20 protein-coding genes and 2 pseudogenes are annotated in these 22,360 nt (G+C 70.3%); 11 read left to right on the forward strand and 11 right to left on the reverse strand.

What is annotated here, in order from left to right:
* A partial coding sequence (locus CcI156_RS20705; protein ID WP_139140179.1) for a transposase occupies positions 1-209 on the reverse strand: 209 nt, incomplete at its 3' end.
* 521 nt (positions 210-730) lie between these two features.
* Here CcI156_RS20705 and CcI156_RS20710 point away from each other — a divergent pair.
* The 6 genes and pseudogenes from CcI156_RS20710 (at position 731) to CcI156_RS20730 (ending at position 3,999) form a co-directional block, all read left to right on the forward strand.
* Complete coding sequence (locus CcI156_RS20710; RefSeq protein WP_011437626.1) at positions 731-961, forward strand: CbtB-domain containing protein; 231 nt, start codon at positions 731-733, stop codon at positions 959-961.
* A gap of 35 nt (positions 962-996) precedes the next feature.
* Entirely contained in the window at positions 997-1,794 is a 798-nt protein-coding gene (locus tag CcI156_RS20715) for a CbtA family protein (protein WP_076807664.1), read from the forward strand.
* Positions 1,757-2,485: a histidine phosphatase family protein gene (locus CcI156_RS20720; RefSeq protein ID WP_254847537.1), complete on the forward strand. Its 729-nt coding sequence runs from the start codon at positions 1,757-1,759 to the stop codon at positions 2,483-2,485. Before CcI156_RS20715 ends, CcI156_RS20720 begins: the two co-directional genes overlap by 38 nt.
* A gap of 33 nt (positions 2,486-2,518) precedes the next feature.
* Positions 2,519-2,641 (forward strand): annotated as a pseudogene (locus CcI156_RS27900) (LysR family transcriptional regulator); the annotation flags it as partial.
* 168 nt (positions 2,642-2,809) lie between these two features.
* Complete coding sequence (locus CcI156_RS27440; RefSeq protein WP_023842045.1) at positions 2,810-2,935, forward strand: hypothetical protein; 126 nt, start codon at positions 2,810-2,812, stop codon at positions 2,933-2,935.
* 11 nt (positions 2,936-2,946) lie between these two features.
* Positions 2,947-3,999, forward strand: a complete 1,053-nt coding sequence (locus CcI156_RS20730) for a methyltransferase domain-containing protein (RefSeq protein WP_254847538.1) — start codon at positions 2,947-2,949, stop codon at positions 3,997-3,999.
* 311 nt (positions 4,000-4,310) lie between these two features.
* Here CcI156_RS20730 and CcI156_RS20735 read toward each other — a convergent pair whose 3' ends face one another.
* Positions 4,311-6,929 (reverse strand): bifunctional SulP family inorganic anion transporter/carbonic anhydrase, encoded by a 2,619-nt coding sequence (locus tag CcI156_RS20735; RefSeq protein WP_023842047.1) that lies wholly within the window; start codon positions 6,927-6,929, stop codon positions 4,311-4,313.
* 415 nt (positions 6,930-7,344) lie between these two features.
* Between CcI156_RS20735 and CcI156_RS20740 the strand changes: the two genes are divergently transcribed.
* The 3 genes and pseudogenes from CcI156_RS20740 to CcI156_RS27905 all read left to right on the forward strand — a co-directional run.
* Entirely contained in the window at positions 7,345-8,892 is a 1,548-nt protein-coding gene (locus CcI156_RS20740) for an NAD(P)/FAD-dependent oxidoreductase (RefSeq protein ID WP_076807673.1), read from the forward strand.
* A 320-nt stretch (positions 8,893-9,212) separates the two neighbouring features.
* Positions 9,213-10,235: a DUF2278 family protein gene (locus CcI156_RS20745; RefSeq protein ID WP_076807676.1), complete on the forward strand. Its 1,023-nt coding sequence runs from the start codon at positions 9,213-9,215 to the stop codon at positions 10,233-10,235.
* A 130-nt stretch (positions 10,236-10,365) separates the two neighbouring features.
* Positions 10,366-10,590 (forward strand): annotated as a pseudogene (locus CcI156_RS27905) (general stress protein); the annotation flags it as partial.
* A 63-nt stretch (positions 10,591-10,653) separates the two neighbouring features.
* On the opposite strand, the gene CcI156_RS20760 reads toward CcI156_RS27905, so the two are convergent.
* From CcI156_RS20760 to CcI156_RS20780, 6 genes are all read right to left on the reverse strand, one after another.
* A complete protein-coding gene (locus CcI156_RS20760) occupies positions 10,654-11,256 on the reverse strand; it encodes a 2-oxoacid:acceptor oxidoreductase family protein (RefSeq protein WP_076807678.1) in 603 nt (200 codons plus the stop codon).
* On the reverse strand, positions 11,211-11,999 hold the full coding sequence (locus CcI156_RS20765) for a PP2C family protein-serine/threonine phosphatase (protein WP_254847539.1): 789 nt from the start codon (positions 11,997-11,999) through the stop codon (positions 11,211-11,213). The genes CcI156_RS20760 and CcI156_RS20765 overlap by 46 nt, the downstream gene beginning before the upstream one ends.
* 232 nt (positions 12,000-12,231) lie before the next feature.
* Entirely contained in the window at positions 12,232-12,399 is a 168-nt protein-coding gene (locus CcI156_RS25965) for a hypothetical protein (RefSeq protein WP_175443412.1), read from the reverse strand.
* Positions 12,400-12,542: 143 nt separating this feature from the next.
* On the reverse strand, positions 12,543-12,875 hold the full coding sequence (locus tag CcI156_RS20770) for a hypothetical protein (protein ID WP_011437635.1): 333 nt from the start codon (positions 12,873-12,875) through the stop codon (positions 12,543-12,545).
* A gap of 137 nt (positions 12,876-13,012) precedes the next feature.
* Positions 13,013-14,791: a GAF domain-containing protein gene (locus CcI156_RS20775; RefSeq protein ID WP_076807683.1), complete on the reverse strand. Its 1,779-nt coding sequence runs from the start codon at positions 14,789-14,791 to the stop codon at positions 13,013-13,015.
* 190 nt (positions 14,792-14,981) lie between these two features.
* On the reverse strand, positions 14,982-16,532 hold the full coding sequence (locus CcI156_RS20780) for an AAA family ATPase (protein ID WP_023842051.1): 1,551 nt from the start codon (positions 16,530-16,532) through the stop codon (positions 14,982-14,984).
* 255 nt (positions 16,533-16,787) lie between these two features.
* Between CcI156_RS20780 and CcI156_RS20785 the strand changes: the two genes are divergently transcribed.
* Positions 16,788-17,429, forward strand: coding sequence for a response regulator transcription factor (locus tag CcI156_RS20785; RefSeq protein ID WP_076807686.1), 642 nt, complete (start codon positions 16,788-16,790; stop codon positions 17,427-17,429).
* Between the two features lie 254 nt (positions 17,430-17,683).
* Complete coding sequence (locus CcI156_RS20790) at positions 17,684-18,268, forward strand: TetR/AcrR family transcriptional regulator (protein WP_076807688.1); 585 nt, start codon at positions 17,684-17,686, stop codon at positions 18,266-18,268.
* 16 nt (positions 18,269-18,284) lie between these two features.
* Here the strand turns inward: CcI156_RS20790 and CcI156_RS20795 are convergent, their stop codons facing one another.
* The 3 genes from CcI156_RS20795 to CcI156_RS20800 form a co-directional block, all read right to left on the reverse strand.
* Positions 18,285-19,307, reverse strand: coding sequence for a CaiB/BaiF CoA-transferase family protein (locus CcI156_RS20795; RefSeq protein ID WP_076807690.1), 1,023 nt, complete (start codon positions 19,305-19,307; stop codon positions 18,285-18,287).
* Positions 19,307-19,429: a hypothetical protein gene (locus CcI156_RS27445; RefSeq protein ID WP_255353884.1), complete on the reverse strand. Its 123-nt coding sequence runs from the start codon at positions 19,427-19,429 to the stop codon at positions 19,307-19,309. Before CcI156_RS27445 ends, CcI156_RS20795 begins: the two co-directional genes overlap by 1 nt.
* A gap of 159 nt (positions 19,430-19,588) precedes the next feature.
* The gene (locus tag CcI156_RS20800; protein ID WP_254847541.1) at positions 19,589-21,925 is read right to left on the reverse strand and encodes a WD40 repeat domain-containing serine/threonine protein kinase; all 2,337 of its coding nucleotides are present in this window, start codon (positions 21,923-21,925) and stop codon (positions 19,589-19,591) included.
* Positions 21,926-22,360 lie beyond the last annotated feature (435 nt).

Raw genomic sequence — 22,360 nt, forward strand, 5'->3', positions numbered from 1 at the left:
CGCACCCACGGGCCGCGGTCGGTCTCGATCCCGACCACGACCTGCTCCGGGCCGGCGTCCTCGGCCAGGTGCCGCCCGATCAGCGCGTGCAGCCGGGCGATCCCGGCCACGCCCTCCGGCAGCCGGCCCTTCGCCAGTCGCCGACCCGTCTCGTCCTGCACCTCCACATCGTGGTGGTCCTGCGCCCAGTCGTCACCGACGAACAGCATCCGGGTCTCCCGTCTCTCGGCACCAGGTCCGRCAGCCTCCAGGAGATCCACCACGCCCTAATGGTCAAGTGCTCACGCCACGATCAGCGGGCACGACATCCCATCTGTGGTCCGCTCTCCCGACCACCGGCAGGGGCACGGTCTGACCTTAGGACTCGTCCTGCGTCCAGGGGCCTCGAGTGCTCACCTGCTGGCGGCTACCGGAACCGAGCCTGCCTCACGGCTGCCCGGTATGTCCCATTAGGGGCACCAGGGTCGATGCGAGCGTCGTCGTCATGCACACCAGCATGCCCCACGGGACCGCACCCGGGCCCGTCCAGCCATCCTGGCGGCCCATAAAACTTGACAGGATTACATAGCGCTGTTTATCTCTACATGTTCGTGTGATGGAAGCCGGTGTGATTCCGGCATGGTCGCGCCACTGTGATCGGCCCGTCCGTCCTGGACGGTCTCGGAAGTCAGACCCATTGCCCGAACCCGTCCTACCCGTGGAACGCGTGATTCCAGTGGAGGTTCTCCTCATGGCGCACCCCGCCGTCTCCCCCGCACCGCTCGCCCAGCCGGCCCTGCCGGCCCTGCCGACCATCCCGATGCGTGAGCTGGTGCCCTTCCTGCTCTTCGGCGGGCTGCTGGCGCTGCTCGGGCTGTACTTCGTCGGCGCCGAGCAGGGCGCGCTGTCAATCTTCGGCGGGAACTACGTCCACGAGTTCGTGCACGACGCCCGCCACCTGCTCGGCTTCCCCTGCCACTAACGCCTCCTCCCGATCTGTTCCAGCGAGGAGACGCTGTGGCACGAACACTGTTGATCCGTGGCATGCTCGTCGGTCTGGTCGCCGCCGTGCTCGCCTTCATCGTCGCGAAGACCCTCGGCGAGAGCCAGATCGGTCACGCGATCACCTTCGAGTCGGCGGGCGAGAGTTCCACTCATGCGCACGAGGCGGTGGGTCTCGCCGCTCACGCGCACGAGGAGTCCGAGCCGGTGTCCCGGACCGTGCAGTCGACGCTCGGTCTGTTCACCGGTCTGCTGCTCTTCTCCGTCGCCATCGGCGGCATGTTCGCCMTGGCGTACGCGTGCGTGCAGGGCCGCCTGGGCACCCTCGGGCCCCGCGGGACGGCCGCCCTGGTCGCCCTCGCCGGGTTCACCGCGGTCTACCTCCTGCCCGATTTGAAGTACCCGGCGAATCCCCCCGCGATCGGCAATCCCGACACGATCGGCCGGCGGACCGTCCTGTACTTCCTCATGATCCTGATCTCGGTGATCGTCGTGGTCGGGACGGGTGTGGCCGCGCGGCGGCTCACCGGCCGGCTCGGCGGCTGGAACGCGACGATCGCCGCCGCCGTCGGCGGGCTGGTGGTCCTGGGCGTCGTCTACGCCGTTCTGCCCCACGTGCACGAGACGCCGGAGGGCTTCCCGGCCGACGTGCTGTGGCGGTTCCGGATCGCCTCGCTCGCCATCCAGGCGACCGTCTGGGCGGCCATCGGCCTGCTGTTCGGCACGTTGACCGAACGCGCGTTCCGACGTACCGCGGCCCCCACCAGCGCGATCGGTGCGATCGGTGCCGCCGGTGCGGCTGGCCCTGGTTAGTTGCGCGCCGACCGTGGCCCTGCGGGCCGCCCGGTTCCCTATCGACGAGCCTCTCGACGCCGACGGGCTGCACCGAGCCGCCGGCGCCGCCGAGGCGGTAGCGGCTGGCGCGCTTCCCGCGACGGGACGGGTGCTCTGCGACGGATCCGCGCGGGCCTGTCAGACCGCCGCCGCCCTGGGCCTCGGTGCCCGCAAGGGTGACGTCACCATCCCGCGGGCCCCGGGCCTACCCGTCGTCCCCGAGGTGGATCCGGCCCTGCGCGACCTGGACGTCGGGGCCTGGCGGGGGCGCAGCCTGGACGAGATTCCCCCGGACGAGCTGCGCCGGTGGCACAGCGATCCGGCGGTGGCCCCGCCGGGCGGCGAATCCCTACTGAGCTTGCTCAGCCGCGTCGAGAACTGGCTGGTCCGGCGAAGCACCGAACCGAGCCACATCATCGCGGTGACCCATCCGGCGGTCATCCGGGGCGTGCTCGTGRCCGCCCTGCGCTGCCCGGTCGAGATGTTCTGGCGGATCGACGTCGCCCCGTTGACGGCGACCCTCCTGCACCATCGGATCGGCGCGGGCGGTCATGACGGCACGACCGGCACGCAGCCGAAAACGGAGAGTGCCGCGACCGCGACCAGGACCGCGGCCGGAACCGGAACCGGAACCGACTGGACCTTGACACACGTCTGCCGCCCGCTTTAGCGAGATCCGCCGGGTCCGGCGTCCATCGGCGCCGGCGCGCGGATGGGAAAGCTCATGGTCGCCCAGGGGCTCGGGGTGACCGTTCTGCCCGACTACAGCATCGTGGGCGACCCGCCCGAACGCAGCGGCGTCATCACCCACCGCTCGCTTGGAGGTCGAGTGAAAATCGCATCAGAATCGTCAGGTTCGACCGGTTTCCCGGCCCGGCCACGAGGCTGCCGCGGCCCCTTGACGCGCGGCACCGTCCGGATGGAATCATGGCCGTGGGTCCGAACCCCCAGGTGGCCCCAGGTGGCTAGATGACCCCGGGTGAGAGGCGGTCGGGTGGGTAAGCACGCGAAACCGGTAGCCTGCCCGACCTGCAACGGCAGCGGGAAGATCACCGTGACCAGCGACGGCAAGAACGAGACCGTCTCCTGCGGCGTGTGCAAGGGCTCAGGGAAGGCGTGAGCGTCCGCCGGGTGAACCGCGAGGATTTCATCCCGGATGAGATCTGGGTCCGGGACGAGGACGGGTTCTTCCTGGTCCCGCTCCGGCGCCAGGATGATCCACAGCGGTGGTCGGAGCTGTGCCGCGGCGACGACGGGATCACGACGCAGGTCGACGACGGGACGGGCAGGTACGACGGTAGGGGCGTCATACCGACCAGTTCCAGCAGCGCGCCGTGGGTCATGGCCCGGATGCTCGACCTCCTCGATGTGCGGGACGGGATGAACGTCCTCGAGATCGGTACCGGGACCGGCTATAACGCGGCGCTGCTCGCCGAGCGGACCCYGACCGGCCAGGTCACCACCATCGAGATCGATCCGGGAATCGCGGGGCACGCCCGCGCGGTCCTCGCCAGAATCGGCCGTCCGGTGACGGTGGTCGTCGGGGACGGCGCGGCGGGGTTTCCCGATCGGGCTCCCTACGACCGGATCATCGCCACGGCGTCGGTGGTTACCGTTCCCTACCCCTGGATCACGCAGACCCGGCCGGGCGGGCGGATCGTGCTGCCGTTCACGAGCGAGTTCGGTGGGGCGCTGCTGTCATTGACCGTCGCGGACGGCACCGCCTCGGGCCATTTTCATGATGATGCGGGTTTCATGCGGCTGCGCGGCCAACGGGCCGACAGACCCGTCTGGTGGCTCGGCGAGGACGACGCCGACGTCAGAACAACCTGCCGGTATCTGGATGAGCCCTTCGCGGACGCCGCGGCCGGATTCGCGGTCGGCCTGTGGCTGCCCGGCTGCACCACCGGGCAGATCGAGGAAGGCGGCCCGGCGAGAACACTTCTGCTGTCCCACGCGGCGTCACATTCGTGGGCGTCACTGACCGCCGGGTCGGACGGGCAGTCGGACGGGCACGAGGTCACCCAGTATGGGCCACGACGGTTGTGGGACGAACTCGAAATGGCCTACGACTGGTGGGTGAACGCAGGGCGGCCGTCCTGCGCCCGCTTCGGGCTCACCGTCACCCCCGACGGTCAGACATCCTGGCTGGACTACCCGGAGCGGGTCATCCCGGCCTCGTGACCCCCGCGGACGAACTGGCGCGACGGCGAACTGGCGCGACGGCGAACTGGCGCGACGGCGAACTGGCGCGACGGCGAACTGGCGCGACGGCGAACTGGCGCGACGGCGAATCGCCGAGGGTTGGTAACGGTCTCCGGTCTTGAAACCGCGCCTAACCCTCGGCAACTCTCTGTCATCAAACAGTCGACGTCATCAAACGGTCGACGTCGCCGACCATCGGTGCATCCGCGGGGTCAGCACCTCGGATCCCTGGATCCCGGATCCTGGGATCCAGGGCCCCGGGCGATCGGCGGCCCTTCACCGCTGCGGCACTACCGCGGCAGGCCGAGCCACCGGGCCCGCCGGCCGGCGGGCGGCGGTTGCTCGTCGGCAGGACCCGCGCCGACCGCGACCATGGGTGCGGGCACCCGCACCGGTGCGTCCCACCGGCGACGCGAGCCGGTCCCGATGACCGCCGTCGGCAACGCGTCCATCGGGTCGACGAACCGGCCGGTCGACTCCTCGAGCACCCAGATGCGCGCGTCGGCGATGTCGAAGTACAGGCCGACRAGTTCCAGCGTGCCGCGTGCCAGGGCACGGCGCACGGCCGGATGCGCGCGCAGGTTCTCCAACTGCTGCGCCACGTTGGCGCGGCCCAGCCTTTCCACCGGGGGCAGATCCTCCGTGCCGGCGGGGGGCGTCCGCTCAAGCGAGGCGGCGGCGTGYGACAGCCAGCCCGCCAGGGCCGAGTCGGGTGCGCCGTCGAGCGTGCCGGACAGCAACGCCTGCATGGCGCCACAGCCGGAGTGGCCGCACACCACGAGCGAGGGCACCCGCAGGACGTCGACGGCGTAGTCCAGCGCGGCGGTCACCGACAGGTCACCACTGCGCCGCAAGGGCGCGTCCGGGTCGGATCCGGCGGGGTCGTCCACCGGGACGATGTTCCCGACATTACGGATCGTGAACAGGTCGCCGGGACCGCTGCTGGTGATGATGTTGGGAACAATGCGGGAGTCGGCGCAGGTGAGGAACAGGGCGCCGGGCTGCTGTCCCCCGGCGAGCGCGTCGAAGGTGCCCCGCAGGAGCGGGGCGGCCCGCCGGTGGAACTCGTTCACCCCGAACAGCATCGTGCTGACGTGGTCGAATGTCCGGTCGGGGGAGGCCTGCGCCGGCACCGACGCCGCCGGGTCCGGGCCCTGGACTGGGTGGATCGCCGGCGGAGTGACGCCGGCGGGCTGGGAATCCGAAGACCGCGATCCCGACGAAGGGGAATCAGACGAAGGGGAATCAGACGATGACGAGGCGAGTTCCAGTTCCTGCCACTGCGACCAGGGCGCGAACCAGCGCGGGAGGTGCGGGACGACGGTGCGGCGCCGTTGCTCCGCGACCTCGGCCGGCCGGCGGAACCAGACCTGGCCGATCTCGTCGACGCTCACCGTCCCGCCGGACGCCTCGTGGTTCGCGCACCAGCCACGCAGATGCTCATAGGCGGCGTGATCAAGGTAGTCGACGATGAGTTCGATCGAGACGGGGGCACCGGCGGGGATACGGCCCAGGATCCGCGCGAGGCGGGGCAGGGACAGGAAGCTCAGCGTCCCCTCGACCTCCACCTGCCAGAGCTCGCCGGTGCGGACCAGCCGGACACTCGACCACAGCACCCGGCGCAGGACCAGGGCRAGCGCGGTGAGCAGACCCAGGGCGACGCCCTGCAGGAGGTCGAGGGCGACGACACCGACGATTGTCACCAGGTAGACGGGCAGCTCCCCGTGCCGGCGGACGTGGCGCAGATGCGCGACGTTGACCAGCCGCGCACCGACGACGACGAGCAGGCCGGCGAGGGCGGACAGCGGGACCCACTCCACCATGCGGCCCAGGAACACGGCGAACAGCAGCACCCAGACGCCGTGCAGGACGGCAGACTTCCGGGTACGCCCGCCGGAGGCGACGTTGGTGGAGCTGCGCACGATCACCCCGGTGATCGGCAACCCGCCGGCCAGGCCCGAGACGAGGTTCGCCGAGCCCTGCCCGAGCAGCTCGCGGTCGAGGTCGACGCGCGGCCCCCGCCAGCCTCGGGTGGTGGCAAGCTGGTCCACCGCGACGGCCGAGAGCAGGGACTCGACGCTGGCGACGATGGCCACGGTGACGACGCCCAGCGCGATGCCGGACCAGTCGCCGTGTGGGAGGCCCGGCAGGGCGACCGCGTCGAACAGGGACGAGGGCAGGTCGACCCTGGGCAGGTCGAAGCCCGCGACGGCAGCGAGCAGGGTGCCCGTCACGACCGCCGCGAGATAGGCGGGGATGGCTCGGACGGCGTTCGGCAGCCTCTTCGGCAACCGGGGCCAGAGCAGGATCGTGGCGATGGTGACGAAGCCGACGAGGGTCGCGAAACCGTGCGGATCGATGATCGCCTCGGGCACTGCCGCGACGTTCTCCCAGGCGTGACTCTCGGCCTGTCCGCCCAGCACCACGTGGAACTGGCCGAGGACGATCGTCAGCCCGATGCCGCCGAGCATCCCGTGGACGATGGCCGGCGAGACGGCCAGGGAGGCGCGGGCGACCCGGCAGAGCCCGAGCAGGATCTGCAGAATCCCGGCCCCTGCGGTGATCAGACAGGTAACGCGCCACCCGTAGGTGTGGACGAGGTCGGCGACGATGACGGTCAGCCCGGCGGCCGGCCCGCTCACCTGCAACGGCGCACCGCCGAGGGCGCCGGCGACGACGCCGCCGATCACCGCGGCGAGGAGACCCGCTGCGACCGGCGCCCCCGAGGCGACGGCGATGCCCAGCGACAGGGGCAACGCCACGACGAACACGACCAGGGAGGCCTGGAGATCGGGGCGCAGGGGGTTGTGGTCACCCCGGGTCCGGCGCACGTTCTTGGCGGTGGACCCGGACATGGGCGGCGAATGGCTGTGCCGGGACGGTGACGGCGGGGAAACCGAAGCGGTCATGGCATCCTCCTCGAGTTCGATGCGGCGGGACGGGTGTCTCGTCGGAGATCGSCCCCGAAGTGTGACCATTGGCGACGGTTTGCCGGCGCCCGTCGGACACCGCGGTCCGACCACATCCGACGCCCACCCTGGACCCGCAGAAACGGAAAGTGACTAATGATGCACAGATCTCAACGTGCGAGTCCACAGCCGAGTTTCCCTCTGTGACAGACGCCCCATTTATGCGTGACGCTGGACRCCTTCTGTGGCATCTGCTCCTGGGCTCGGACCAGCGGCGCGACGGCGGCCCCGGGTCGCGGCCGGACGGGCGGGCATCACGTTCGGGCGGGCATCACGTTCGGGCGGGCATCACGTTCGGGCTCGATGCCCGGCGGCGGCACGATCGTGCCTGGAATCCGCATGGAAGAGGTGCACCGTGAGCACGGACAGCTTCGACGCGGTGATCGTCGGGGCCGGTCCAAACGGGCTGACCGCCGCCCTGACGCTGGCCGAGGCCGGCTGGCGGGTACTCGTCCGGGAGGCCGCGGGCACTCCCGGTGGTGGGCTGCGAACAGAAGAGCTGACGCTGTCCGGCTTCCGGCACGACGTGTGCGCAACCGTCCTGCCGCTCGCGCTCGCCTCCCCCGCACTGCGCGCCTTCGGCACAGGCCCGACGTCCTCCGCGAACCCGACGTCCTCCGCGAACCCGGCGTCCTACGCGGACCCGACCCCCACCGCAGGCCCGACCCCGACCGAGGGGCTTCGGTGGGCGCATCCGCCGGTGCCGCTCGCCCACCCGCTCGACGACGGCCCGGCGGCGCTGCTGCGCCGCGACCTCGACGCCACCGCGGCGGGCCTCGCCGACCGGGACGGCGTCGATTCCGGCTGGCGCCGGCTGGTCGGCCCGCTGGCGTCCGACGGCTCGCGGCTGGCCGAGGGCGTGCTGGCACCGTTCGACCTGCCGCCCGCCGCGCCCCTGACCCTCGCCCGGTTCGGCGTGCGCGGGCTGTGGTCCGCGACCGCGCTCGCCCGCGCCGCGCTGCGCGGTGAGGCGGCGCGAGCGCTGTTCGCCGGGCTCGCCGCCCATTCCATGATCGATTTACATCGCCCGGTCACCGCAGGCTACGGGCTGTTCCTCGGGGTGCTCGCGCACCAGGTCGGCTGGCCGGTAGCCGTCGGTGGATCATCATCACTGGCGGAGGCCCTGGTCGCCCGGCTGCGCGAACTCGGCGGCGAACTGGTCACCGGCGCCCCGGTGACCAGCCTGTCGGAACTGCCGCCCGCGCGGGCCGTGCTGCTCGATCTCACCCCTCGCCAGGTGCTCGCGGTCGCCGACGCCGCGCTGCCCGGCCGCTACCGCGCCGCGCTCGGCCGATACCGGTACGGACCGGGAGTTTTCAAGATTGACTGGGCGCTCGACGGACCGGTGCCCTGGCGCGATCCGGCGGTCGCCGGGGCGGCGACCGTGCACCTGGGCGGCACGCTCGCCGAGATCGCCGCGGCCGAGCGGGCCGTCGCCCGCGGCCACCATCCAGACCGGCCGTTCGTACTGTTCGTTCAGGCGTGCGCCGCCGACCCGAGCCGCGCCCCGGCCGGCCGGCACACCGGGTGGGCCTACTGCCATGTCCCACTGGGCTCCAGCGTCGACATGACCGACGCGCTCGAGTCCCAGGTCGAACGCTTCGCCCCCGGATTCCGCGACCGGGTGCTCGCCCGCCACGTGATGGGACCGACGGCGCTGGAGGCGCACAACGCCAACGAGATCGGCGGCGACATCGGCGGTGGCACCGCCGACCTGCGCCAGTTGGTCGCCCGGCCGGTGCTCTCGCCACGCCCCTGGGCGACGCCGCTGCCCGGCGTCTACCTGTGTTCCGCCGCCACCCCTCCCGGCGCCGGGGTACACGGCATGGCCGGGCTGCACGCGGCGACCCTCGCCMTCAGCCGGGAGCGGCGAGCGGCCTGGCCCGTAGGTCGGCCGGGATGAGATCGTCGCCGACCCTGATCTCGCCGTAGGCGAGACACGCCGGGAAATGCGCGACATGCCGCCGCCTACGGACCTTGTATCCCGCCTGGAGACACTCCGGCGGTAACCGCCCGGGCGCCACGCCGACCATGAATCACCGCCTTTTCATGACCGTCCCTCCATGATGGGGGTCGGCCGCCGGCCCGCAGGCGGCCCGCATCACCGTTGGGTGACCGCAGACCAACCGATAGGTGAGCTCCCCCCGCCGCACCCGCCTGGCCAGACGGGAATGATATCGTTCAGCCGGATCTTTTCATCGCCGCGGAAATCGGGGAAATGTTATGCCGCTGGCAGGCTACGGCGTCTTGAAAGGCCGGCTACTCGACCGGCGCAGGGAGGGCGGGCACGACAGCCCGCACTACCAGATACACGTCGAGGGTGGTGRCTCTTTCCGAGTCGCCGTAAACGTTCTGTCCGCCCAGCCCCCGTCCGAACTGCTGTACATCGCGGTCGAGGAGTTCCACCATCCGATCCTCGACCGCCTCGTTGACCTGCCCGACGGGTTCACCCCCCTGAAGTCCAGGCCCGGCGGTCTCGCCCTGGACTTCGTCCGGGGCAACCTGTTCGATCGCACCGGGCTGCACGCGCTCCCCCCCGACCGCCCCGGCCCGGACAACGACCTCGCCGACCGCCTCGACCACCACGTCCAGCGTGCGACCGCCGATCCGACCAGCCACATTTACGCCTTCGGCCAGCGATGGGGGCCCGAGCCCACGAAACCAGACAAGATCTTTGGCTTCGTACCCGGCAACGGCGTGCWTGACGTCCACATGAACCAGGGCAACAGCGGTCGCTTCATCGCCGACGACGGCAGCTGGCAGGACGGTGCCCTGCTCTTCCACTTCCCCACCGCGGGCCGCTGGACAGCACTGTTCCTGGCCTTCCAGAGCCAGGCCTGGCACACCGACGACACGACCGGCCACACCCTGCGCGCCGTTCCATCGGCCGGACCGGGCGGCCAACCAGCCCCCGGGGAACCCGACCGGCGCCTGCGCATCGTCGCCGCCCTGGTCAACCCCATCGGACCGGCACCGGAAGCCGAGTCCGTCACCCTGCTCAACACCACCCCAGGGCCCGTCGACCTCACCGGTTGKACGATCATCGACAGCGGTCGGCACCGTTTCCCCCTTCCGCCCACCAACCTGCCAGCCGGGGACACCGTGCGGATCCCGCTCGCACCCCCGGTCGGGCTGGGCAACCGGGGCGGCATCATCACCCTGCTTGATCAGGACGGTCTGAAAGTCGACGGCGTCGCCTACACCGCCACCGACGCATCCCGCGAAGGACACACCATCATCTTCTGACCTCGGATCACCTTTCGGCCCCGGATCACCTTTCGGCCCCGGATCACCTTTCGGCCCCGGATCACCTTTCGGCCCCGGATCACCTTTCGGCCCCGGATCACCTTTCGGCCCCGGGTCGCCTCCGCCTCGGATGGGTCTTCTCCACCGCGGGAACCCGCGCTTCGATGATGCTCCGGGCGGGACCCCGGTGGACCGGGTAGGCGAGCCGCAGCAGGTGGTGGCCACCTTCGACACCTACAGCGAGGCCGAGAGGGCCGTCGACCAACTTTCCGACCTTGGTTTCCCGGTGGAGAAGACCGCCATCGTCGGCCGCGGCCTGCGCACGGTCGAGCAGGTCACAGGTCGGCTGACCTGGACCTCCGCCGCCGGCCTGCCGGCTCCCAGGCTCACTGCCGGCACGGCCTGCCGGCGCCCAGGCTCATTCCTGGGCCTGGGCTACCGGCAGAAGCCCGGCCCTGCGCCGCTCGGTGTAGCGGACGAACGCAAAGGCGTCCCGAGCCGCCTCGATGCCGTCGTCCGCGAGCCGACCGGCGAACCGCTCCCGGATGGCCGTCTCGACCGCGATGATCGAAACGATTCCGGTCAACGCGGCAAAGCCACCGAGCAGAGCCGTGTTCGGTAGCGGATGCCCCAGCTCACGCTGGGCGATCTCGCTGGCGGGCATGCTGATCGTCCGCTCGGGCCGGTACCGGGTGAGCCTGGGCAGCCCGAAATCGTCAAGGTCGCGTGCCGAGTCGAGCAGGATGAACCCATCCGCCCCGAGTCCATGGAACACGTCGGAGACRTGCAGCAGCGCCGCGTCCCGGACGATGACCGCATCCGGGAACACGACCGGTTCCCACCCGGGCAATGGATCGTCGTCGATCCGGCAGCAGGCGACCGTAGGGTGGCCGATGTGTTCCGGCCMGCCGGCCATGGATGCCTGTCCGTAGCGACCCTCCGTAACTGCCGCGATGGTCAACAGCTCGGCGATGGTCAGCACGCCCTGACCGCCGAACCCGTGAATTCGTACCGCGAACATGACGGACCTCGTCTCTCCCGACCAGGCTGCTTCTCAATGCTGCTTCGCGACGCCCCGTCAGCTGCCAGGGTCCTCTCCGCGGCCCGACAGCGCGGTGAGTAGCCGGCGGCGKGGGCGACCAGTGGATCGCGGGCCAGGATCGCCATCGTGCGGTCGTCCCCGTCGACCCCGTGCGCATGGATGGCGAGCTGCGCGAAAAGGCGGTCAAGCAACGTGTCAGGCGAGTCGGTTCCGATCCGGCCGGCGGACAGGGATTCCGTCCCGAACTGTGTGCCGTGCGCGTCGCGCGCCTCGCTGATGCCGTCGGTGTACAGCAGTAGGCGGTCTCCGACGTCCATGGTCAGCGATCGGGACGACCAGATCTCGCTTCCGGCGAAAAGGTCAGACAGGATGGGCCCGGTCGGACCGAGCGACCGTGGCTCGCGGGCGCAGCTGCCGCCGCCAGCCGCGGACCCGGGCAGGTGCAGGGCGGGCGGATGCCCGGCGTTGACGTAGACCACCTGGCCTGACCGGGCATCGACGACGGCGAGAAAAGCGGTAGCAAACATTTCCCCGATATCGCCGGGTCCAGCGATATCGTTCATCGTGCGATGCATGGTCGCCTCGGGCTCCTCACCCGCGAGCAGGTGCCGGCGCATCGCCTCCCGAAACCGTCGCGCGAACCTCGCGGCCTGCTCGCCGTGTCCGGCCGCGTCGCCGACGCAGATGGCGAGCCGGCCGGCGCCGATATCGACCACCTCCACCCAGTCTCCGCTCGAACCGGGAGTCGCGGGATGCGACCGCCAGAATACCCCCAGACGATGGGCGTTCTCTCTCACGCCCCCGATCACACAGGCCGCGAGATCGGTCTCGTCCCAGGATTCTGCAGCCGGAAAGTTGCACACGGACGACCTCCAGAACGGCGCCTCGCGGGGAGAACTCAGTGGCCCTCGACATCTCAGACCCGTGCTCAGTCCTGCACCAATAACAKGTCATTCATTCGACTTCGGTCATCCGCCGAACATCAATATTGACGATCAGATCGGCCCAGCACGCATACTGGCCGACCGCACGCTCCTGCCGGGTCACCCGCAGGACTCGTGCCGGACGCTCGGGACCGGCCTTGACGACCGTCTCCTCGATGAGATGACCATCCGCTGTCATCCATTTCATGTGTCACCGCCTTCCTTGGCGTCGACGCGAGGCCATGGGACCTGATGACACAACCTGACAACCTGGCGGAATCAGCGACGACGGATCATTGTTCAGTCGTTCACGCGAACCCGACGGGTCAGCCGAACCGAGGGTCAGCGGTCCCGGCCGAACAGCGTGGCCGTGTCCTCGATCGGGTTCCCCTGCCGGTCGTAGACGGCGACGCCCAACGACCTCAGTGTCGACGCGCTGCACCGCAGGTGATGGGCGCACAACAGCACCTCGACCTCATGGGAACGCGTGTCACCGGGGACAAATATCGCCTGCGCCACCGGTTCGGAGGGGCAGCAGCAGGACCGACTGCCCGGTTCGATCGCCCGGTACGGTCGGTGCGTGCCCGCAGCCGCTGTGCCGTTCTCCGCGGCTGACGCCGGAGCTGGCATCGAGCGGGACAGGCGAAGGGCGGGGAGATTCACGGGAAGGTTCATGAGTCAACCATCCCGCGGCTGCCGCCTGGTCACATGGGCCGATCGTCCCCCCTCAGCGGACCAACGGTCTCCCCGCGCAGGGGCGCGGCCCAGTGTCACAGGGGCGCGGCCCAGTGTCACAGGGGCGCGGCCCAGTGTCACAGGGGCGCAGCCCAGTGCAGGTGGGTGCCCCCGCCTGCCGGTGTGGTGAGGGTGAAAGATCCGCCGAGCTGCTCGGCCCGGGTCCGGAGGTTGTCCAACCCGCTGCGCCGGCCGCCGGGACCTATGCCGACACCGTCGTCGATCACGTCGACGACCACCGACTCGCCGGCCACGCCGATACGGAGCTCGACGGTCCCGGCCTGCGAATGCCGCGCCGCATTGGTCAACGACTCCCGGGCGACAGCGATCACCTGGTCGGCGAGATCGTCACCGATCACGGTTTCGAGCGGTCCGGAGTAGCGGACGGTCGGCGTGAAGCCGAGGGCCGGACGCACGTCCTCGGCGATCCGGTCGATCGCGGCGTGCAGTCGGCTTCGCTTGGACGCRCCGCTGGCACGCAGCTCGAAGATCGACCGCCGAATGTCCTTGATCGTAACGTCAAGGTCCTCGACGTACTGGTTGATGCGCTCGGCGTTCGATGGACGTTCGTACTGGGCGATGTCCTGCAAGCCGAGCGCAACGGCGAACATCCGCTGGATGACGTGGTCATGCAGGTCACGGGCGATGCGACCACGGTCGGCCAGGACCACCAACCGCTCCCGGTCGGCCTTGACCCGCGCCAGTTCCAGAGTGATCGCGACGTTGCCCGCGAAGCTCGCGGCACTGGCGAGATCGGTGTCGCTGAAGGGACGCTTCCCCCGGTTTCGACCGACAAGCAGCACTCCGGACACGTGGTCGGTGCCGGCGACCATCGGGAGGACGATCAGGGGGCCGGTGGCGGCGTCCCGTTCCTCGGGGAGGGCGTCAAGCTGCGCGTCCTCCACGCGCAACGGCTGCTGCTCGGCCATCACCCGACCGGTGAGGGTGCCGTCGAGAGGTATCCGCTGACCGGCGCCGGAAACGGTGTCCGCTCCGACGGTGACGGCGACGGCGACCCGYGCGCTGCCGGCCTCCTCGTCGCGCAGGACGATGGAGACGAACTCCGCGTCGGCGACCGTGCGGACGCGTTCCGCAACAGACTCGAGGGCGCCGTCGGCATCGGCCATGATCTGGCGGGTCACGTCGGCGGACGCGCTCATCCACCGGTGCCGCTGCTGGGTGTCGTGGAACAGCCGGGCGTTCTCGATCGCGACACCGGCGCTGGCGGCCAAGGCGAGCGCGAGTTCCTCGTCCTCGGCGGTAAAGGCCGTGCCGCCGCGTTTCTCGGTCAGATAGAGGTTGCCGAACACCTCGCCGCGCACGGTGATAGGTACGCCGAGGAAGGTCCTCATCGGCGGATGGCCGGGGGGGAAGCCATACGCACTCGGGTCACGGGAGATGTCGTCGAGGCGACGCGGCCGAGGATCATCGATCAGTAGACCGAGCACCCCGTGGCCGGTGGGCAGATGACCGATTCGGTCGACGTCCCGCGGGTCCATGCCGGCGTGGACGAACTCCTCCAGGGTGCGGTCCGGCGCGACGACGCCCAGCGCCCCGTACCGGGCGTCCAGCAGCTCGCACGCCGCCTCCACGATGTGCCTGAGCAGCACCGGCAGCCGCAGGTCCGTGGCGATGGCCCGACTCGCCGCCAGCAGCCCGCGCAACCGGCTCTGCGTGGCCAGCACATCCTGGGCCCGGTCAACCAGCTGCGTCAGCAGTTCATCGAGTTCGAGCCGCGCGACGAGCGGGAAAGTCAGGTTCTCGCTCGTCGGTGAGCCCGTCGAAGAGACCGACGAAGAGACCGACGAAGGGTCCGTTCCCGCCCGCTTCTGGCTGGCTGYGGACCCAGTTTCCATGCCCACGCCCGAACAGTACTAGAACCGGTTCGGTTGCCGCGGACGCATTGGCGATCCCCATCAGCTGTCGATGCGTTACCCGCGCTCGGCGGTGGCCGCTCCCGGGCCATCCGGTCTTCCCCGAAACACCCAGAGCACCCGAAACACCCAGAGCACCCAGAGCACTGCGGAACATCGCTTCGCGTGCCGATCAGGCCGCGGCGCGGCGGGCGTTGTGCAGCGACTCGGCGATGGCCACCGCCGTATCGATGATCTTGGCTTCCGGCCAGGGTTCGATCCGGGAGACGGTGTCGGCGAGACGGCCAAGGCCGACGGACCCTGTGGCGCTGGTTGCCGCGGTGGTTGCCGGGGAACGCCGGTCGGTACGGGTTGCCGCGAGATCGGGCGGGGCCGTGCAGCGCAGTTGCACCAGGTCCGCGAAGGCACGGCGAGCGACATCGGCCGCTTGCGCGCGCTGGCTGTGCCGGTTCCACGGTGCGTCGACCACGACGGACTCGCCGCGGCGCAGCGCTGTGCCGGCCTGGCGCAGCAGTTCCTGGTGGACCGCGTCGACGTCGTCGGCCGGTACCCATCCCCCTGCATCTGCCCATCCCCCCGCCGCGAGATCGTGACGGTTGGCCGAGGCCGCCAGGTCCGCCGCGGCGTCGTCGAAGCGGAGCACGGTCCACCGCTCCGTGCCGGCGAGCCCGCCGGCGAGCGTGGACTTCCCGGTGCCGCGCTGGCCGCCGACCAGCACGAGTCGGACCCGGCCCCAGCGCAACCGGGCCAGTGCCAGGTCAGCGAAGGCCCGCGCCTCCGCCGCCGCGTTCTCGCCGGCCGCGACACGCTGGCACGCCGCCTGGCAGCGCCCCAGCGCGGCCAGCGCCCAGTAGAAATCCTCGAGCGACCGAGGATGGGTCTCACCAGCCATCTCACGGTAGTGATCGAGGAAGAGCCGGGCGAGATCGCGGCGTCCGAGCCACTCGAGGTCGGCTGCCAGGGCGCAGGCGTCCGCGAGGACGTCGGCCGCCCGCAGCCCGGGTTCGAACTCCAGGCAGTCGAGCACCCTGGGCCCGTCGTCGAGGCAGAAGATGTCCGCGGCGGACAGATCGCCGTGCCCGTCGCGGATCCGCCCGGCCTCGCGCCGCTCCCGCAGGAGCTCGTCGCGGCCGTCGAGGTACCGCACGGCGAGACGGTTCACATGGTCGAGGATGCTGGCGCTCACCGCCGCGCCATGGTCACGCTGTACCCGGGCGAAGCAGGCGTCCCACCGCCCACGCAGACGGTCCAGGCCACCTGCCTCGGCGATCCGGGACGAGGTCTCACACCGGGCGTGGAAGTCGACCAGCACCCGGGTGAGGGCGTGGATCTCCGCCCTGACCTCGGTGCCACCTTCGGCAAGCGTCGACAGCCGGCGCGCCTCGGGTAGTCGCCGCATCACGACCATGTGGTCGCAGGGCTCCCCGTCCGGTCCGATGACATCGGCGACGCCGAGGTAGACGTCGGGCGCGAGGCGACGATTGAGTCTCACCTCGGCCTCGCAGGCGGCCAACCGCGCCTGCCTGCCGCGGAAATCCACGGCACCGAGGTCGACCGGCTTCTTGACCTTGAAGACACGATCTCCAAGGAAGACGAGCACGGACCGCGCCGTCTCGACGACCCTGGCAGGAGGCCCCGACGCCACCGTCGGCGCCACCGCTGGCGCCGAGGCCGAGGCGCCTCGCTCCGCCGGGAGCGGGTTCACCGTGGTCTCCAGACTCATGGCACGAGCCTGCCCGCGTCCCGGCGGCCGCGGCAGCATGCTCGGGTCGTGCATGGAGGGAACGAAGGTCCATCCTACCTGGGACCAACGTCCCCACCGTCMCCCGCCTCCGACGCGCCGCCGACGCGCCGCCGCGGTGGCTGGCAGACACCCGTCGACGCCGGGCCAAGGACCGGTCCAAGGGCCGAAGGTCCCGAACCCGGCATCCATTTCACAGCGTGGCGGCTCCGAGGACGGCACCGTATCCTCCTCCGCATGAAGACGATCCGGGTATTCATTCTCGACGACCACGAAATCGTGCGTAACGGTCTACGGCAGACCCTCGATCGCCACGACGACATCGAGGTGGTCGGCGAGGCCGGACTCGYCGCCGAGGCGATCCGCAGAATCCCGGCGCTCCTGCCCAACGTGGCCGTCCTCGATGGCCGGCTCCCCGACGGAAGCGGCATCGACGTGTGCCGCGACATCCGCTCCGCCCATCCAGACGTCGCCTGCCTCATTCTCACGTCCTATGACGACGACGAGGCCCTGTTCTCCGCCATCATGGCCGGTGCCGCCGGCTACGTCCTGAAGGAGATCCGCGGCAACGACCTGGTGAGCGCCATCCGCACCGTGGCCGCCGGCGGGTCGCTGCTCTCGCCATCGGTCACCCGCCGCGTCCTCGACAGAATGCGCCAAGGGCCCAGGGAAGACCCGACGCTGGCCTCCCTCAGCGCCCGGGAACGCGAAATCCTCCAGCACATCGCCGAAGGTCTCACCAACCGGCAGATAGGTACCCGGATACACCTCTCCGAGAAGACCGTGAAGAACTACGTCTCCAGCATCCTCGAAAAACTCGGCATGACCAGCCGGACCCAGGCCGCCGTCTACGCCCTGAAGAAGACGAGTGAGGACTGAACACCCACACCCGACCATCGACACACCCGACCATCGACACACCGGAGCATCGCTGTGCCTGAACCGGGTCGAAGGACCCACCCTGGTGGGAGCCAGGTCCCGGATCCAAGCACCGCGGGTCGGATGTCGCATACGCGGGCGAAGGGCACGCTCATCGCTGTCGGCAGGACGCCGACGAGGAGGTAGCGATGAGGAAAGCGGAGGAAAGCGACCTCACCGCCGAGGYCCGAGGCGCCACCGAATAGGATCATGCCGTGCCGACAGCACGAACACGCCCCGAGGTTCTGCTCGACGATCTGGTCGACCTCTTTCTGGCCGAGGGATTCCGCACTTTCACGCTCGCGCAGCTCGCCGCGCGGCTGCGCTGTTCCAAGACGACGTTGTATGCCCTCGGGCAGTCCAAGGAGCAGCTTACGGTCAACGCGGTGAGGCACTACTTCCGCCGGGCCACCGCGCAGGTCGAGACCGAGACCGCCGAAGCCGCGTCCTCGGCCGACCGGCTCGTGGCCTACCTGGCGGCGATCGGTCRCGCGCTGCGTCCGGCATCGCCCGCGTTCAGGCTCGACCTCGCCGCGCACCACGTCGCCCGGGAGGTGTATGAGCACAACATCGCCGCGGCCGCCGCGCGTGTCCGTCAGCTCATCGGCGACGGCGTCGCTGCGGGAGAATTCCGCGATGTTCACGCGGCGTTCATCGCCGACACGATCGCCGCGACGATGGAGCGCATCCAGACCGGTCGCGTCCTTGCCGCCACCGGCTTACACGACGCCGATGCCTACGAGGAGCTTGCCTCGCTTGTGCTCGACGGCATTCGCAGCGTCACCGCAGCCGGAACCTAGCCGTCGCCGACACGCCCTAGCCGTCGCCGAAACGCGGAGCCGGTTGCGGATGGCGGACACCGTCCAGCTCACGGAACACGCCACGGGCGACGTTGTGCTCGTCGGCGGCCGCCTCGGCCAGTGACAGGACCGGCGCCACGCAGCACTCGGTGTCCCTGAAGAGGACGTGCCACTCGTCGCGCGGACGCTTGGCGAAGGTCTCGGTGAGCCTCGCCCGTATCGCGGGCCACCGAGCCCGATCCAGGTGGTCGCCGTGGAATGCCGGATCGTCTTCGAGGCCAAGCCGCTGGACCAGCGCACGAAAGAACTTCCGCTCCAACGCGCCGACCGCGACATACCCGCCGTCCTGACAGACGTAGGTGTCATAGAACGGGGCGCCGCCGTCCAGCAGGTTGACACCCCTGTCGTCCCGCCATGACCCCTCCGCCAGGAACCCGTGCACCATGCCCGTCAACAGCGCCGCGCCGTCGACTATCGAGGCGTCCACGACCTGACCGCGGCCGGTGYGTCGCGCGTGGAACACGCCCGCCAGTACCCCGAAGGCGAGCAGCATGCCGCCCCCGCCGAAGTCACCGAGCATGTTGACCGGCGGCACGGGCCGCTCCCCCGCACGGCCGATGGCGTGCAGCGCGCCGCTGACGGCCAGGTACGTGATGTCGTGGCCGGCGGTGTGGGCGTATGGCCCGTTCTGCCCCCACCCCGTCATCCGACCGTAGACCAGCCGCGGGTTGCGGGCCAGGCACTCGCGCGGCCCCAGGCCCAGCCGTTCGGCCACGCCGGGCCGAAAGCCCTCGAGGAACACGTCCGCGTCGGCTACCAGGTCGAGCGCCTGGGCGACCTGGCCGGCGTCCTTGAGGTCGAGCGTCACGGTGCGCCGGCCGCGGTCGAGGACCGGCGACCGCCCCCACGCGTCGGCCGGCCCGCCCGGCCGCTCGACTCTCAGCACGTCCGCGCCAAGGTCGGCGAGCATCATGCCGCAGAACGGCGCAGGCCCGATCGCGGCGAGCTCCACCACGCGGAGTCCGTCCAGCGGCATCATCAAGCCTCCAGGGTGACAGCGTCGCCCTGGCCGCCGCCCGAGCAGAGTGCCGCGCAGCCGAGGCCGCCACCGAGCTTGCCGGTGGGCGTGCGGGCGGCGCCGAGGGTAACGGTTCTGGGCATGCGGCGATAGTACCGTGGCGGTAGTACCGCGTAGAGTACCTCGGTACTCTACGCGGTACTTAACTAAGTATCCTGTCGGAGGGTGGCGAAGCGTCACCGATCAGCAACGGCCTCGCCACGCAGGGTGGCGACCACGCCGGCCCGGCCGGGATCACTCCGCTATGGGCACCGCGACGGGTAGGGGATCTGCGGGGCGTGCCGCTCCCACTCGGCCTCGCTCATCACGGCTGTCGGATCGGTGCAGGCACGTTTGGCGATATGGGCCGGGTCGATGTCCCACAACCGGGCGGTGTTGTCGTCGCCGGAGGTGGCGGCCAGTGTGCCGTCCGGGCTGAACTGGACGCGCCGCACCGTCGCCGTGTGTCCGAGCAGGCCGCCGACCGGGCGGGGATTGCGCGGGTCGGAGATGTCCCACAGCCGGGCGGCCTTCCGCGCGGTCGTGCCCATCAGGTGCAGGTCGACGCGGAAGGCAACGCTACTCACCCAGTCCGATCGGTCGGTGAAGGTGTATAGCATTTTCGGTTCCGTCGGCGTGGCGATGTCCCATAGCCGGGCGGACCGGTCCGCCGACGTCGATCCGAGGATCCTGCCGTCGGGCCGGAAGGCGAGCCCGAGCACCGCGTTCTCGTGCCCGTTGAGGATCGCGAGCGGCGTGGGCCGGGTCGGGGTCGACACGTCCCAGAGCCGGATGGTCCGGTCGTGGCTGCCGGTCGCGAGCATTCTCCCGTCCGGGCTGAACGCCACGGTGTTGACCCAGTCGGTGTGTCCCACGAGGGTGGCCGCCAGCCGCGGCTGGTGGGGATCGGTGATGTCCCACAACTTGGCGGTGTTGTCGGTGCCGGCGGTAGCCATGGTCTTTCCGCCGACCGCGAAGGCGACGCTGTTGTTGACGTCCCGCAGCACCGCCAGCGACCTGGGCCGCTCGGGCACGGAGATGTCCCAGAGCCGGACAATGTGGTCGTCGGTGGACGTCGACAGCAGCCGCCCGTCCGCGCTGAAGCCGCCCTGCAGGAAGGTGCCGCTGTCCCCCGGGATGACCGCGAGCGGTCTGGTGGCCATGGGGTTGCTGATGTCCCAGAGCCGGACGGTGCTGTCGTCGCTTCCCGTCACCAGCATTCTGCCGTTGGGGCTGAACCGTACTCCGATCACCCGCTCGGTGTGGCCAACCAGCGTATTGATCTCTACCCCGCCGAAGTTCTCAATCAGGCTGCGCTGGGCCTCCTCGGTGGGCTCGACGCGGTAGGCCGCCAGCGCAAGTTGGCGGGCCAGCTGCGGTTGTGTCGTGCTAGCCGCCGCCGCCTCGCTCGCCAGCCGGCGCGACACCTCGATGCTCTCGGGGACCGAAGCGGGGTCCTTGTGGGTGACGAACATGAGGGTGGCCGTCACCGCTACCGCGACGGCGCAGAGACTGGCCACCAGCGACACCACCGTGCGCCGCTGCCACCGGCCGCGCCGCTGCCGCTGCTGCTGCTTCGGCTCGCCACCCTCGGGGTAGCCGCGGCCGGGTGCCGGACGGTCCAGTGGCGACAGGTCCAGTGGTGACAGGATGTCGTCGCTCGGCGGTGGCATCGCCGGGTTGGHGGAACCCACGGAACCCACGGAGTCGGACGGTGTCCGCGAGGCTCCGGCGTCCATGCGCGCCGGCGGCTTGACCGGCGGATCCGTGACCACGGTGACGGCGGTTGGGCCAGCTTCGCCTCGCACCGCCTCGTCAACGTTGGACAGGCCGAGGAGGGACTGGTAGAGATCGCTGGCGGTCGGCCGGTCCGCCGGCTCCTTGGACATCGTTTTCGCCACGATCGAACGGAGTCCGTCGGGCAGGCCGTCGATCTTGGGCGCCTCGTGCACCGCTCGATACAGCAGGACCGGGGTCGTCGCCTTGCCGAACGGGCCGATCCCGGTGCCCGCGAACGTCACCACCCCGCCCCAGGCGAAGATGTCCGCGGCCGCCGTGACCAGCGCGCCGCGCGCCTGTTCGGGAGCCATGAAAGCGGGGGTGCCGATCAGGCCGGTGGAGGTCGTCAGCGAGGTCGTGGAATCCATCGCGCGCGCGATGCCGAAGTCGATGACCCGCGGACCGAGCCGCGACAGCAGGACGTTCGACGGCTTCAGGTCACGGTGGATCATTCCCGCGGCGTGGATGGCGGTGAGCGCCGCCGCGACCGAGATGGCSAGGCGTTCGAGGTCGGCCTCCGCCATGGGACCGTTGGCGGCGATCGCGTCCGCGAGCGTGGGACCGTYGATGAACTCCGTCACCAGGTACGGGCGATCGGCCTCGACGTCGACCTCAAGCACCTCCGCGGTGCAGAATCTGGCGACCCGCTGGGCGACTTCGGCCTCACGACGGAACCTGGCCAGGAACTCGGGCTGCCGCGCGAGGTCGGTACGGACCACCTTGACGGCCACGGGCCGCCCGTCCCGGCTCCTGCCGAGGTAGAYGATTCCCATCCCGCCTTGGCCCAGCCTCGCCACGAGCTGGTACGTCCCGACAGTCACGGGGTCACTGTCGAGCAGCGGTGTCGCGCGGGAGTTTGCCACGTCCCACGGAACTGACCCGTCAGGCGTCGTCACGGCAACCGTCGCCGCGCGGTCTGCGAACCCACGGCCGCCCCCTCCCGCCGGAACCTGACCTTCACGCGCACTCATTGYGCACCGCGGCGCCGCACGCATGAGTGCCTACCGTCTCCGTTAGCAGCCGTGGTTCTGACAACCGGCTCACGACGGAATTTGTGCCTGGATTCTAGAGGTGCCTGAAGGCGCGTTCACGGCGCGGCCCACCCCCGAGAGCCCGACGTAGCGCATCGTAATTGCGCGACAACTTCCCGTTGGCGGTATCAGTCGCGGTAGCCCTGGCGACGCCGGGGCCACCGGGTCGCAACGGCCCACATGGGCTACCATCAGCATTGATCAAAGGGTACCGGGGCTATCGCT

This window comes from Frankia sp. CcI156, assembly GCF_001983015.1.
In the GTDB taxonomy this organism is placed as follows: Bacteria; Actinomycetota; Actinomycetes; order Frankiales; family Frankiaceae; genus Frankia; species Frankia casuarinae.

What these genes read in the sequence shown, in the direction of transcription:
- CcI156_RS20710 (WP_011437626.1), top strand. Translation starts at nt 731, where the DNA reads ATGGCGCACCCCGCCGTCTCCCCCGCACCGCTCGCCCAGCCGGCCCTG.
- CcI156_RS25965 (WP_175443412.1), bottom strand. Translation starts at nt 12,399, where the DNA reads ATGACAGCGGATGGTCATCTCATCGAGGAGACGGTCGTCAAGGCCGGT.
- CcI156_RS20770 (WP_011437635.1), bottom strand. Translation starts at nt 12,875, where the DNA reads ATGAACCTTCCCGTGAATCTCCCCGCCCTTCGCCTGTCCCGCTCGATG.
- CcI156_RS20780 (WP_023842051.1), bottom strand. Translation starts at nt 16,532, where the DNA reads ATGAGTCTGGAGACCACGGTGAACCCGCTCCCGGCGGAGCGAGGCGCC.
- CcI156_RS27445 (WP_255353884.1), bottom strand. Translation starts at nt 19,429, where the DNA reads ATGCCCAGAACCGTTACCCTCGGCGCCGCCCGCACGCCCACCGGCAAG.